This window comes from Aequorivita sp. CIP111184 (assembly GCF_900489465.1).
GTDB lineage: Bacteria > Bacteroidota > Bacteroidia > Flavobacteriales > Flavobacteriaceae > Aequorivita.
In genome coordinates, this window is record NZ_UEFQ01000013.1 from 563,775 (window position 1) to 576,869 (window position 13,095).

Here is a 13,095-nt window from a genome sequence, read left to right on the forward strand (position 1 = left end):
ATGAGCAAAACACTCGTTACTTCACTTTATTCAAAGTCTTCGCAAACCCGAAAACTGGGGGATACTATTGCCGAATCCCAATCAAACATTTCAGTTTCTGGCATTGTAGGCTCCTCGCTTTCACTGGTTTTAGCTGAGGTTTTTAAAACTTCGGAATTACCTTTTCTTTTTATTTTAAACGATAAAGAAGAAGCGGCCTATCATTTAAACGATTTGGAAAATCTTTTAGGCGACAAAAATGTGCTGTTCTACCCGGGAAGTTATAGGCGTCCGTACCAAATTGAAGAGACCGATAACGCCAATGTTTTGTTGCGAAGCGAGGTTTTAAACCGAATAAATTCCCGCAAAAAACCTGCCTTCATTGTTACGTATCCCGAAGCGCTTTTTGAAAAAGTAGTTACTCGAAAGGAACTGGAACGAAACACTTTAAAAATTGCAGTAAACGACCAACTTTCCATCGATTTTGTGAACGAGGTCTTGTTTGAATACAATTTCAAACGTACTGATTTTGTTACCGAACCGGGCGAATTTTCGGTTCGTGGGGGGATTTTGGATGTGTTCAGTTTCAGTAATGATGAACCGTACCGAATTGAATTTTTTGGTGATGATGTAGATAGCATTCGAACCTTTGATGTGGAAACACAGCTTTCTTTGGAACAGGTTAAAAAGGTTTCCATCATTCCAAATGTGGAAAACAAAATGATAGATGAAAACCGCGAAAGTTTTCTGAAATACATTGCTTCTAAAACGGTTGTTTTTCTTAAAAATGAAGAGCTTTTCAGCAGCGCTATCGACAATCTTTTCAAAAAAGCAATTGATGCTTTTAATGCAATTGATTCGGAAATAAAACGTGCAAAACCTTCGGAATTATTCTGTACTTCGGAATTGCTAAAAAAACAACTTGAAGATTTTACAGCAGTTCACATAAAGAATGGATCAGTTTCAGATTCATCTTCAATTTCATTTCACACAAAACCACAACCTTCATTCAACAAACAGTTTAATCTGCTGATTGAAAACTTGAATGAGAATACACAAAATGGTTTTAAAAACTATATTTTCTGTAGTAGCGAACAGCAGGCAAAACGCTTTCACGATATTTTTGAGGATGCTCAACAAAATGTAGAGCAGTTTGAAACTATTGTATTTCCGCTGTTTCAAGGTTTTATTGATGACGATTTAAAACTTGTTTGTTATACCGACCATCAAATATTTGAGCGTTATCATAAGTTTCAACTAAAAAACGGTTACGCCAAAAAACAAGCGATTACTTTAAAGGAAATTACCAATCTTGAAGTGGGCGATTATGTGACGCACATTGACCACGGAATTGGGAAATTTGGCGGTTTGCAAAAAATTGAAGTGGAAGGAAAAATGCAGGAAGCCATTAAACTTTTTTATGGCGAGCGCGATATCTTGTACCTCAGTATTCATTCGCTTCACAAGATTTCAAAATATAATGGTAAAGATGGACGAGAGCCCAAAATCTACAAATTAGGTAGTGATGCGTGGAAAAAACTCAAGCAAAAAACCAAAACCCGCGTAAAGGAAATCGCTTTTAATTTAATTGAATTATACGCCAAACGCCGAACCTTGAAAGGTTTCGCTTATGATCCAGATAGTTATTTACAGGCCGAATTGGAATCTTCTTTTATTTATGAAGACACGCCAGATCAAAGCACCGCCACGGAAGACGTAAAAAGAGATATGGAAAACGAACGCCCAATGGACCGTTTGGTTTGTGGCGATGTTGGTTTTGGAAAAACGGAAGTCGCCATTCGGGCAGCGTTCAAAGCGGTAGATAATGGCAAGCAAGTCGCTGTTTTAGTGCCGACGACTATTTTAGCGTTTCAGCATTTTAAAACATTTTCGGAACGCCTTTCTGAAATGCCCGTAAAAGTTGATTATCTAAACCGTTTTAGAACACCCAAAGAACGCAAAATAGTTCTCGAAGGCCTGAAAGATGGAAGATTGGATATTGTAATTGGCACCCACCAATTGGTCAGCAAAGCGGTTGAATTTAAAGATTTAGGGCTTTTAATTATTGATGAAGAACAGAAATTTGGCGTTGGTGTAAAAGATAAATTGAAAACCATTAAAGAAAATGTGGATACGCTCACGCTGACTGCAACGCCCATTCCGCGTACGCTTCAGTTTAGTTTGATGGCTGCGCGCGATCTTTCGGTAATTACTACGCCGCCGCCCAACCGTTATCCCGTGGAAACGCACGTTATCCGTTTTGGGGAAGAAAGTATTCGCGATGCCGTTCGCTATGAAATCTCACGCGGCGGACAGGTTTTCTTTGTTCACAATAGAATTGAAAACATAAAGGAAGTGGCTGGAATGATCCAACGTTTGGTTCCCGATGCGAAAATTGGCATCGGTCACGGGCAAATGGACGGGAAAAAACTAGAAGATTTGATGCTTCGTTTTATGAATAATGAATTTGACGTTTTAGTTTCCACAACCATTATTGAAAGTGGGTTGGACGTGCCGAATGCGAATACCATTTTCATCAATAACGCCAATAATTTCGGTCTTTCAGATTTGCACCAAATGCGTGGTCGTGTGGGTCGAAGTAATAAAAAAGCGTTCTGTTATTTCATCACTCCCGAATATTCTGCAATGACGGACGAAGCCCGAAAACGTATCACAGCTTTGGAACAGTTTTCAGAATTGGGAAGCGGTATCAACATTGCAATGAAAGATTTGGAAATTCGCGGTGCGGGAGATTTATTGGGTGGTGAGCAAAGTGGATTTATAAACGAAATTGGATTTGAAACCTACCAAAAAATACTTGCTGAAGCGATTGATGAATTGAAAGAAAAAGAATTCAAAAATCTTTACGATGAAACCGAAGGCCCGAAGAAGAATTTCGTAAAAGAAATGACGATTGATACCGATTTCGAATTGCTGTTTCCGGATGATTATGTAAACAACATTACCGAAAGACTCAATCTTTACACAAAATTGAATGAGCTGAAAAATGAAGCAGAACTTCAAAAATTCGAAAAAGAATTGTTGGACCGTTTTGGAGAAATGCCAAAACAAGCCGAAGATTTGCTGAACAGTGTTCGCATAAAATGGATTGCAATTTCTATGGGCTTGGAGCGGGTTATTATGAAGCAGAAAAAACTGGTTGGTTATTTTGTGGCAGATCAACAGAGTGGATTTTATCAAAGTCCTTCTTTCACAAAAGTGCTTCAATATGTACAAAGCCATCCACAAAAAGTAACAATGAAAGAAAAACAAACCCGTAACGGATTGCGATTGTTGTTGACTTTTGAAGGAATTTCTTCGGTAGATAAAGCACTTCGAGCTTTGGAGCCTTTTTCGGAATAAAGCCTTTATATTCAGCAAATGTCGGGTAAATGTCGGGTGAAGTTCCCTTGAAAATATTGCACTATCTTTACTGGCATTGTACTATTGCTTCATAAAATTTAAACAATGAAACAACCCGAACTAGGCCGCAAACTTCTAGAGCTTCGAAAGCAAAAAGGCTTCACGCAGGAAGAACTTGTAGAGCGGTGCAATATAAATGTGCGAACTATCCAGCGTATTGAAGCGGGGGAAGTTACTCCGCGAAGTTTTACACTTAAAACCATTTTGAATGCTTTGGGTGAGGATTTGGAAAATCTGCAAGAATCAAAAACTACCGATTCTGAAAATTTCAATTTAGAAGGAATTAAATTCTCAACATTTTATCTAAAACTTGCATGGATTTGTGGGATCATTTATTTTCTCTCTGGCTTTGTGGAATTCGCTGTTGATTATGCCAGATTTCAAGAAGATGAATTGATAATTCCGAAAGCCGCATACATCAGTATGAAATTTATAGTAATGATTGCCTACATTTATTTTTTGTGGGGCTTTGTTTTGAGTGGTAAAATCTTTAATAATTATTTACTGAAAATAGGAGTCTTCTTTTTAATTGGCACAACCATTCTGTTTTATGGTTACGATATGATTTCGCTTTATTTTGAACCTTTCAATATTGAATATGTTGTTGTTACACAATCCATTTTTTCCGGTATTGGGAGTATAATTTTTGGTTTAGCAATAATGCGCTTGAAAGAACCATTAGGGAAAATTCCAGAAATAGCCGGTGGATTTGAAGTAGTTAGCGGAATATTGTTTGCAATGGTTTTTATGGCTTGGTTGGGAATTACTTTTTTAATTCCGGCTATTATTTTACAAATTATTTTACTTTATAAAATTGAGGAGTTTGTGAAAAAGGAATCGGATGAATAATTAAACAGGCTTTTTTTTCTTAGTAAAAAACTAATCGAATAAAGTCGATGATAAATAACGGTCACCTCGATCACAGATTATTGCTACAATTACTCCGCTCTCTAAAGTTTCAGCTAGTTTTAAAGCTGCAGTTACACTTCCGCCACTGCTCATTCCGGCGAAAACACCCTCTTCTTCAGCTAAGCGCTTTGTCATTTTTGTAGCTTCTTCTTCACTTACTTCTATTACTTGATCCACTTTTTTGGGATTAAATATTTTAGGCAAATAAGCTTCCGGCCATTTTCGAATTCCAGGTATTTTAGAATTATCTGTGGGTTGCGCCCCTACAATTTGAATATTTTTATTCTTTTCTTTTAAAAATGTCGAAGTTCCCATAATAGTGCCTGTAGTTCCCATTGCGGAAACAAAATGGGTTATTTTTCCTTCGGTATCATTCCAAATTTCAGGTCCTGTGGTTTTGTAATGTGCCTTCCAATTATCTTCATTAGCAAATTGGTTAAATGAATAATAACCTTCATTTAAAACTTTTTGTTCTGCATAATCTCGTGAACCTTCTATTCCAATTTCTGATGAGGTTAAAGTTACCTTTGCCCCATAGGCCCGCATAGTTTGTACGCGTTCTTTGGTCGAATTTTCTGGCATAACTAGTTCTATGTTTAGCTTAAAAATTCCTGCTATCATAGCTAATGCTATTCCCGTATTACCACTTGTAGCTTCAATTAGTTTAGAGTCTTTATCAATTTCACCCCGTTCCAATGCAGAGATAATCATATTATATGCAGCCCGATCTTTTACACTACCACCTGGATTGTTGCCTTCCATTTTCAAAAGCAAGGTTATGTTTGGATTTTTCACTAAACTTTTGGCTTCTATTAAGGGAGTATTTCCTATAATATCTAGAATGGTTTTATACATTATCTGCTGTTTTAATTTTTACTTGATTGGTATTGGATACAATAGAATTTGGTGCAATTGAACTTGTTATCCACGTATTTCCGCCTATAACACTATTGGCTCCAATCGTTGTTTTTCCACCTAAAATAGTCGCATTCGCGTAAATAACTACGTTGTTTTCAACTGTTGGGTGGCGTTTTATATTGCGTAAATTTCTGGCTACTGAAAGCGCACCCAAGGTAACCCCCTGATAAATTTTTACATTATCTTTAATAATAGTAGTTTCTCCTATTACGGTACCTGTGGCATGATCTAGAAAAAAAGACTCTCCTATTTGTGCGCCGGGATTAATATCAGCTCCTGTAAAGCGGTGTGCATATTCGCTCATGAGTCTTGGCACTAAAGGCATTCCAAATTTATATAATTCGTGACTCAGTCTATAAATTACAATTGCGTAAAATCCTGGGTACGATAAATATATTTCTTCAATTGAATTAGCTGCAGGATCGTTTTCTACAAATGCCTTTGCATCTTTATTCAGTTTTTCTAAAATTTCAGGAAGTTTTTTTAGGTAGAATTTCCACAGCTTTTTACATGGTTTTTCAGGCTTCCAACATGCAATTTCTACCAGTTCTTCAAAAAGTGTTTCTAGGACATCCAAATTTTTTGAAACAGAAGTTTCTGAATCAAATAGAGTATGAAATAAAATATTGGTAAACTCTTCAGTCCGTTCTTTTAAGCGATACTTTAAGTTAGGGTTTTCTTTTTGTTTTTGAATAGCTTGAATAATATCTTCTTTCATAATTGGGATTAATTATAACTGAATCTAGGGAGGTCGTTTATTCAACCCTAAAATTACAGAAATACTATAGAAGATTCTCTTTCAAAAATGATAAAAAGCGTTTTCAAAATGCTCTAATTTCTCAACTTTTTGATTTTTCAGAATCGCAATAATATCGAAGCGCACTTCAACATTAAGGTCATTTGAAATAATATATTCATTGGCTGCTTTTACCAGATTTTTAATTTTCCCGGGAGTTACAAAACTTTGTGGATCGCCGAAAAAATCACTGTTTCGGGTTTTTACTTCTACTATTACAACAGTTTCTTCTTCCTTTTGGGCAATTATATCAATCTCGGCTTTGTCAAAATAAAAATTACGGCGTAGTATTTTATAGCCGTTTTTCAATAAATATTGAGCGGCTAATTCTTCTCCTAATTTTCCGAGTTCGTTGTGACTGGCCATTATTAAAGTTATAAGCTTACGGCTAAAAGCTTAAAGCAATTTTATTTTCTATTACATTTAATTCAACTTCTCTTCCTATAATCAATGCTTTGTTATCTTTAATATGTCCCGCGGGAAAATTTGAAATTACAGGGTACTTATATTCTTTCACCAAATCAATAATTATTTCCTCAGCTGTTTTTCCGAAGTAAACTTTGTTGTCTTTCATCTCTGTCATTCCGCCAATTATTAAAGCGTTCAAATTTTTGAGATAACCACTTCGCTTTAAATTCACCATCATTCGGTCAATATGGTAGAGCATTTCGTCAAGATCTTCAATAAAAAGAATCTTCCCGTCCGTTTTCATTTCTGAAGCACTTCCGCAGAGCGAATAAAGCACCGAAAGATTTCCGCCAATAAGTTGTCCTCTTAGAACTCCCAGCGGAGCGAGGGAATCTTTCCTTTCAAACTCAATATTATAATTTTTACCAAATAAAACTTTCCGAATAGATTCTACAGTTTCGGAGGTTTTATTTTCAATTTCCAAACACATTTGCGCGTGCAGCGTTTCAATTCCCAAATTATGGATGTGTGAGTGCAGCACAGTTACATCACTATAACCAACAATCCATTTTGGATTTTTTTTAAATGCTGAAAAATTAAGCTTGTCAATAATTCGAACTGTTCCGTAACCGCCGCGAGCGCACCAAATGGCTTTCACGTTAGGATCATCAAGCATTTGCTGAAAATCTGCTGCACGTAATTCATCGCTTCCAGCAAATTGGTTTTCTTCTGCGCCGATAGTTTTTCCTAAAACGGCTTTCAATCCCCAACTTTCAAGCAATTGAAGTGCAGCTTTTAATTCTTCTTTTGAAATTTTCCGTGCGGTGGAAACAATGGCCACCGTATCGCCCTTTTGAAGTGTGTTTGGAGTAATCATGAATCTATTTAAACCCACAAATTACTACATTTATATGTACTTTTGTCATCTCAAAAAAAATTATGGATCAAAACCCAAACAGGTATACAATTACCGCCGCTTTGCCTTATACAAATGGTCCCGTTCACATCGGGCATCTAGCAGGTGTTTATGTGCCAGCAGATATTTATGCACGTTACCAACGGCTTCAAAACAAAGATGTTGCCTTTATTTGCGGTAGTGATGAACACGGAGTGCCAATCACCATAAAAGCAAAAAAGGAAGGCATCACGCCACAGCAAGTGGTTGATAAATACCACGAAATCATCAAAAAAAGTTTTGCCGATTTTGGAATTTCCTTTGATAATTATTCACGCACTTCTGCGGAAATCCATCATAAAACTGCTTCTGAATTTTTCAAGAAACTCTATGAAGACGGAAAATTTATTGAAGAAGTGACCGAACAATTATACGATGAAGAGGCAAACCAGTTTTTGGCAGATCGTTTTGTTGTGGGAACTTGTCCAAAATGTGGTTTTGAAGAAAGCTATGGCGACCAATGCGAAAACTGTGGCACCAGCCACAACGCAACAGATTTGATAAATCCACGAAGTGCAATTTCGGGAAATAAGCCTATTCTGAAAGAAACGAAACATTGGTTTTTACCTTTGAATGAATACGAAGATTTTTTAAGAGAGTGGATTCTTATCGACCACAAAAAAGATTGGAAAACCAACGTTCTCGGGCAATGCAAAAGCTGGATTGACGATGGTTTGCGTCCCCGCGCCGTTACTCGCGATTTGGATTGGGGAATTCCAGTACCCGTAAAAGGTGCCGAGGGAAAAGTACTTTATGTGTGGTTTGATGCACCGATTGGCTATATTTCTTCAACTAAAGAATGGGCGGAGCGAGAAGGCAAAAATTGGGAAGATTATTGGAAAGATGAAAATACAAAACTCCTCCATTTTATAGGGAAAGACAATATTGTTTTCCATTGTATTATTTTCCCGGCAATGTTGAAAGCAGAGGGAAGTTACATACTTCCTGAAAATGTTCCGGCAAACGAATTTTTGAATCTAGAAGGCAACAAAATTTCAACTAGTAAAAACTGGGCGGTTTGGCTGCACGAATATTTGGAGGATTTTCCAAACCAGCAGGATGTGTTGCGTTATACTTTAACTGCAAACGCTCCCGAGACAAAGGATAACGACTTTACTTGGGCCGATTTTCAAGCCCGAAATAATAATGAATTGGTTGCCATCTTCGGAAATTTCATAAACCGAGTCATGGTTTTAACTGATAAATATTACGAAGGAATTGTACCAAATGCAGGAGCGTTTTCAGAAGTTGATGAACAGACCTTAAGCGAATTGAAAGCCTATCCAACGGTGATTGCAAGTTCCTTGGAGCGTTATCGCTTTCGTGAAGCGCAGGGAGAATTAATGAATGTTGCCCGCCTCGGAAACAAATATCTAGCAGATGAAGAGCCATGGAAAACTATCAAAACTGATGAGGAGCGAACCAAAACCGTGATGTATGTTGCATTGCAAATTGCTTCCGCGTTGGCAGTTTTGAGTGAACCATTTTTACCATTTACTTCAGATAAGTTGAAAAACATGCTCAATATCCGCTCGAACGCGGTCGAGACCTCTTTGAAATGGGATGATGTTTCTACCGAATCAGAATTACTAAAACCCGGACATAAATTGGACAAAGCCGAATTGCTTTTCAGCAAAATAGAAGACGAGCAAATTCAACAACAATTAGATAAACTACAAGCAAGCAAGAAAATGAACGAAGCAGCAAACAAAAAGGTAACTCCACAAAAAGAAACCATTCAATACGATGATTTCGCAAAACTTGATATGCGGGTGGGAACAATCATTGAAGCGGAAAAAATGCCCAAAGCAGATAAACTTTTGGTTTTAAAAATTGATACAGGCATTGACGTTCGCACCATTGTTTCCGGTATCGCGCAAAGTTTTAAAGCTGAAGATATTATTGGCAAAAAAGTTACTGTTTTGGTAAATCTTGCGCCGCGGGCCCTTAGAGGTGTGGAAAGCCAAGGAATGATTTTAATGACCGAAAATGCGGAAGGAAAACTTGTTTTTGTAAATCCTGGAGAAGATGGGGTTGAGAATGGGGCGACGATTAATTAATTTTTTATGAAGATAAAACTGCTGTTTTTTTCGTTTCTGGTTTCATTTCAAGTTTTCTCTCAAAAACCGTTTCTTTCTATCCCCAATGATTTAAAAACACGGAGTAAATCACCTGGAGATGCTTTTGCTGTTGTAGAAAATGAAAATAACACCTTTGCTATTTTTCTTGACGATAATAAAACTCTTAACGGGTATTTATATTCCGAGAATTTGGAGCCGTTGGGAAAATTTTCTTCCGATGGTTTGCCCAAGTTTTATAATGAAATTATTGGAAGCACACATAGAAATGGACAAATTAGACTTTTTGTTAAAAATCAAAATAATAAAAACTTTGGAAGTGTTCTTTTTGACTTTAATAGAAAGGCCACATTGGAAACAGAGTATAATTTTAAACTTAAGAATGAAACATACTTACAGTCACACAGTTTCCGAGATAAATTCTACATTTTAACCGTTAGCAGAAATAGTTCATTATTAAATATTTATGTCTTTGATCATGATGGTAAATTTGATAAAAAATCCTTCGATTTTAACGATAAATATTTTGGAGACAGAAAAAATAAGCAAGTAGACCTCGATTTTCTTTTAACTAATAGGGAACAATTTAAAACAGAAGGTTCTGTCGTGAAAATTGAAGAATCAAATCCTAATAACATTTCAATAACAAGTAATCTCAATAAAATTTACGATCGCAACAATTCATTCCTTCTAACAATTGATGGGGGATTGCTATACACTTATATTTTAGAATTTAATGTGCCCGAATTAACAGTAAATTTAAAAACGATTGAAAAGGAACAATTTCCATTTGAAGGTTTTTTGCCTGAAAGCAATTCCTATATTTTCAAGGATAACATTTATCAAATAAGTGCTTTGAGTGACACCTTGATATTTACAGTAAAAAATATTGACACAAAACAAGAAATAAAAAGAATTGAACTCTCAAAAGACGAAGAAATAACATTTAAAAATAGCCCAATAATTCAAGAAGGAACTTCTTTTGGCGCCAAGAAACGACGGGAACTGGATAAAACATCTCAGTTTCTTCGTAAAATTACTACCGAAGATATTGGTTTGGCAGTAATTTCCACAAAAAATGGATATCAAATAACCATGGGCGGCAATATGGAAATATCAAATAGCGGTGGTGGGGGTGCAATGGTCATGACTGGTTTGAATACAGGAATGGCTATCGCAACGGTTGGTGCGTTTACATTTTCTTTTAATCCAGTATTTTATTCTTTTTATTCCTATAAGTTTAATAAATCTACCCGGATTGAATGCTTGTTTGATAAAAATTTTGAACATATTCCTGGAGTTACACCTCATAATGTTTTTGACACAATAGAAGCATTTACTTTAAAAAATCCGAAAGCGAAGGCCGAGACTATTTTTAAGCTTCAGAATTCTTTTATTTATGGAAAATATAATGATGAAGCAGATATTTATGAGCTTTTTAAATTTTCAGATTAATTTTCTATTATGAAAAGCCTCTTTCAATACATAACCTCCCAAACCCAACTTCCTGAAAAAAGCGTTCAAAACACTGTAAAGCTTTTAAACGAAGATTGCACCATTCCTTTTATTTCACGCTATAGAAAAGAATTAACGGGAAATCTGGATGAGGTTCAGATTGGCGATATCGTAAAATTCAAAGAGCAGTTTGAAGCGCTTGAAAAACGCAAAACAGCTATCCTTAAATCTTTGGAAGAACAGAAGGTTTTGACTTCTGAACTTCAGAAGAAAATTGAGGGAGCTACAGATTTAATCGCTTTGGAAGATTTGTATCTGCCGTACAAAAAAAAGCGAAAAACAAAGGCAGACACCGCCCGAGAAAATGGGTTGGAGCCGTTGGCGAAAATTTTAATGGCCCAGACCCGAAGTCTCGGGACTTCTGATATTTCTTCAATCGCATTAAAATATGTGAAAGGCGAAGTAAATTCTAAAGAAGAAGCTTTGGAAGGCGCACGCCACATTATAGCTGAATGGATCAACGAACGCACCGATATTCGGAATATGCTGCGGCACCAATTGGAGCGTTTTGCAGCGATTTCAACCAAAGTTGTAAAGAAGCTTGAAGATGACGAAAAAGCGCAGAAATTCCGTGATTATTTTGATTGGAACGAAGCTTTAAATAGAATTCCCTCACACCGATTGCTGGCAATTCTGCGCGCAACTTCCGAAGGGTTCATTCGCCAAAAAATAGAAATTGATGATGAAAAAGCAATCTCAAAAATTGAAGATCGCGTTGTAAAACTGAACGATGCTGCTTCAAAACAAATAAAACTTGCAATTGAAGATAGCTACAAACGGCTTTTGTTTCCAGCACTTTCAAATGAAGCATTATCTGCAGCCAAAGAGAAAGCAGATGAAACCGCAATTAATGTTTTCGCCAAAAACTTAAAACAACTTTTGCTAGGTTCGCCTTTGGGTGAAAAGCGGGTTTTGGCTATTGATCCTGGTTTTAAAAGTGGTTGTAAAGTTGTTTGTCTTGACGCTCAAGGCGGTTTACAGCACAATGAAACCATTTATCCACATGCGCCAAAAAACGACACCAAAGGCGCGATAAAAAAGATAAGCTCGCTAGCAGATGCTTATAAAATAGAAGCCATCGCTATAGGAAATGGAACTGCTTCGCGGGAAACAGAGCAATTTATAAAACGAATTCAGTTTAAAAACCCGATGCAGGTTTTTGTGGTGAGCGAGGCTGGGGCATCTATCTACTCGGCTTCAAAAATTGCTCGGGATGAATTTCCGAATTATGATGTTACCGTTCGCGGTTCAGTTTCTATCGGCCGCCGTTTGCAGGATCCTTTGGCGGAACTGGTAAAAATTGACGCAAAATCCATCGGTGTTGGTCAATATCAGCACGATGTGGATCAGTCAAAATTGAAAAGTTCGTTGGACACATCTGTAGAAATGTGTGTAAATTCTGTTGGGGTGAATATAAATACCGCAAGCATTCCTTTACTGAGTTACGTATCGGGAATCGGCCCAAAACTGGCTGAAAATGTGGTAAATTATCGTGAAGAAAACGGTGCATTCTCTTCAAGAGAAGAAGTTAAAAAAGTTCCACGTTTAGGCGGAAAAGCGTTTGAGCAGGCAGCCGGATTTCTTCGAATAAAAAACGGTAAAAATCCATTAGACGATTCTTCCGTGCATCCCGAAAGTTATTCGGTGGTTTCAAAAATGGCGAAGGATGAAGGGGTAAAAATTTTTGAATTGATTGGAAATAAAGCGCTGCTTCAGAAAATAGATTTAGAAAAATACACTTCAGAAAAAATTGGACTTCCCACTTTGCAAGATATTATCAAGGAATTGGAAAAACCAGGACTTGACATTCGCGAAGAGGCGAAAGTTTTCACTTTCAACCAAAATATAAAAACCATTAAAGATTTGCAGGAAGGCCAATTGCTGCCTGGAATTGTGAATAACATTACTAATTTCGGCTGTTTTGTGGATATTGGAATAAAGGAAAGTGGCTTAATTCACGTTTCGAACCTTGCCGACAAATATGTTTCAGATGTTAGTGAGCACGTGCATTTGCACCAACAAATTGTGGTAAAAGTATTGGAGGTTGATGTGCCCAGAAAGCGAATTCAGCTGAAATTACACAAAAATTAAATTCTTCAAAATAGTTTTCAGCA

The 13,095-nt window shown here is 36.8% G+C and carries 9 protein-coding genes; 5 read left to right on the forward strand and 4 right to left on the reverse strand.

Annotation, left to right across the window (positions count from 1 at the left end):
* Together mfd and AEQU1_RS02740 are read left to right on the forward strand one after the other, a co-directional pair.
* Positions 1 to 3,342, forward strand: a complete 3,342-nt coding sequence (mfd, locus tag AEQU1_RS02735) for a transcription-repair coupling factor (protein WP_111878590.1) — start codon at positions 1 to 3, stop codon at positions 3,340 to 3,342.
* Positions 3,343 to 3,447: 105 nt separating this feature from the next.
* On the forward strand, positions 3,448 to 4,251 hold the full coding sequence (locus AEQU1_RS02740; protein ID WP_111878591.1) for a helix-turn-helix domain-containing protein: 804 nt from the start codon (positions 3,448 to 3,450) through the stop codon (positions 4,249 to 4,251).
* 30 nt (positions 4,252 to 4,281) lie between these two features.
* On the opposite strand, the gene cysM is transcribed toward AEQU1_RS02740, so the two are convergent.
* The 4 genes from cysM to AEQU1_RS02760 form a co-directional block, all read right to left on the reverse strand.
* On the reverse strand, positions 4,282 to 5,166 hold the full coding sequence (gene cysM, locus AEQU1_RS02745) for a cysteine synthase CysM (RefSeq protein ID WP_181566689.1): 885 nt from the start codon (positions 5,164 to 5,166) through the stop codon (positions 4,282 to 4,284).
* Positions 5,159 to 5,947 carry a serine O-acetyltransferase EpsC gene (epsC, locus tag AEQU1_RS02750; RefSeq protein WP_111878595.1) on the reverse strand — a complete coding sequence of 263 codons (789 nt, stop codon included), beginning with the start codon at positions 5,945 to 5,947 and terminating at the stop codon, positions 5,159 to 5,161. The genes cysM and epsC overlap by 8 nt, the downstream gene beginning before the upstream one ends.
* 81 nt (positions 5,948 to 6,028) lie before the next feature.
* Complete coding sequence (locus tag AEQU1_RS02755) at positions 6,029 to 6,391, reverse strand: YraN family protein (protein WP_111878596.1); 363 nt, start codon at positions 6,389 to 6,391, stop codon at positions 6,029 to 6,031.
* Positions 6,392 to 6,413: 22 nt separating this feature from the next.
* A complete protein-coding gene (locus AEQU1_RS02760; RefSeq protein WP_111878597.1) occupies positions 6,414 to 7,310 on the reverse strand; it encodes an LD-carboxypeptidase in 897 nt (298 codons plus the stop codon).
* 62 nt (positions 7,311 to 7,372) lie between these two features.
* Between AEQU1_RS02760 and metG the strand changes: the two genes are divergently transcribed.
* From metG to AEQU1_RS02775, 3 genes are read left to right on the forward strand one after another with little or no spacing between them, the layout of a single operon-like run.
* Positions 7,373 to 9,448: a methionine--tRNA ligase gene (gene metG, locus AEQU1_RS02765; protein WP_111878599.1), complete on the forward strand. Its 2,076-nt coding sequence runs from the start codon at positions 7,373 to 7,375 to the stop codon at positions 9,446 to 9,448.
* Positions 9,449 to 9,454: 6 nt separating this feature from the next.
* Positions 9,455 to 10,921 carry a hypothetical protein gene (locus AEQU1_RS02770; RefSeq protein ID WP_111878601.1) on the forward strand — a complete coding sequence of 489 codons (1,467 nt, stop codon included), beginning with the start codon at positions 9,455 to 9,457 and terminating at the stop codon, positions 10,919 to 10,921.
* A 9-nt stretch (positions 10,922 to 10,930) separates the two neighbouring features.
* Complete coding sequence (locus AEQU1_RS02775) at positions 10,931 to 13,072, forward strand: Tex family protein (protein ID WP_111878602.1); 2,142 nt, start codon at positions 10,931 to 10,933, stop codon at positions 13,070 to 13,072.
* The last annotated feature ends 23 nt before the right edge of the window (positions 13,073 to 13,095 follow it).

Coding starts and splice junctions, on each gene's coding strand:
- mfd (WP_111878590.1), top strand. CDS start 1: ATGAGCAAAACACTCGTTACTTCACTTTATTCAAAGTCTTCGCAAACC.
- AEQU1_RS02755 (WP_111878596.1), bottom strand. CDS start 6,391: ATGGCCAGTCACAACGAACTCGGAAAATTAGGAGAAGAATTAGCCGCT.
- AEQU1_RS02740 (WP_111878591.1), top strand. CDS start 3,448: ATGAAACAACCCGAACTAGGCCGCAAACTTCTAGAGCTTCGAAAGCAA.
- AEQU1_RS02775 (WP_111878602.1), top strand. CDS start 10,931: ATGAAAAGCCTCTTTCAATACATAACCTCCCAAACCCAACTTCCTGAA.
- metG (WP_111878599.1), top strand. CDS start 7,373: ATGGATCAAAACCCAAACAGGTATACAATTACCGCCGCTTTGCCTTAT.
- cysM (WP_181566689.1), bottom strand. CDS start 5,166: ATGTATAAAACCATTCTAGATATTATAGGAAATACTCCCTTAATAGAA.
- epsC (WP_111878595.1), bottom strand. CDS start 5,947: ATGAAAGAAGATATTATTCAAGCTATTCAAAAACAAAAAGAAAACCCT.
- AEQU1_RS02770 (WP_111878601.1), top strand. CDS start 9,455: ATGAAGATAAAACTGCTGTTTTTTTCGTTTCTGGTTTCATTTCAAGTT.
- AEQU1_RS02760 (WP_111878597.1), bottom strand. CDS start 7,310: ATGATTACTCCAAACACACTTCAAAAGGGCGATACGGTGGCCATTGTT.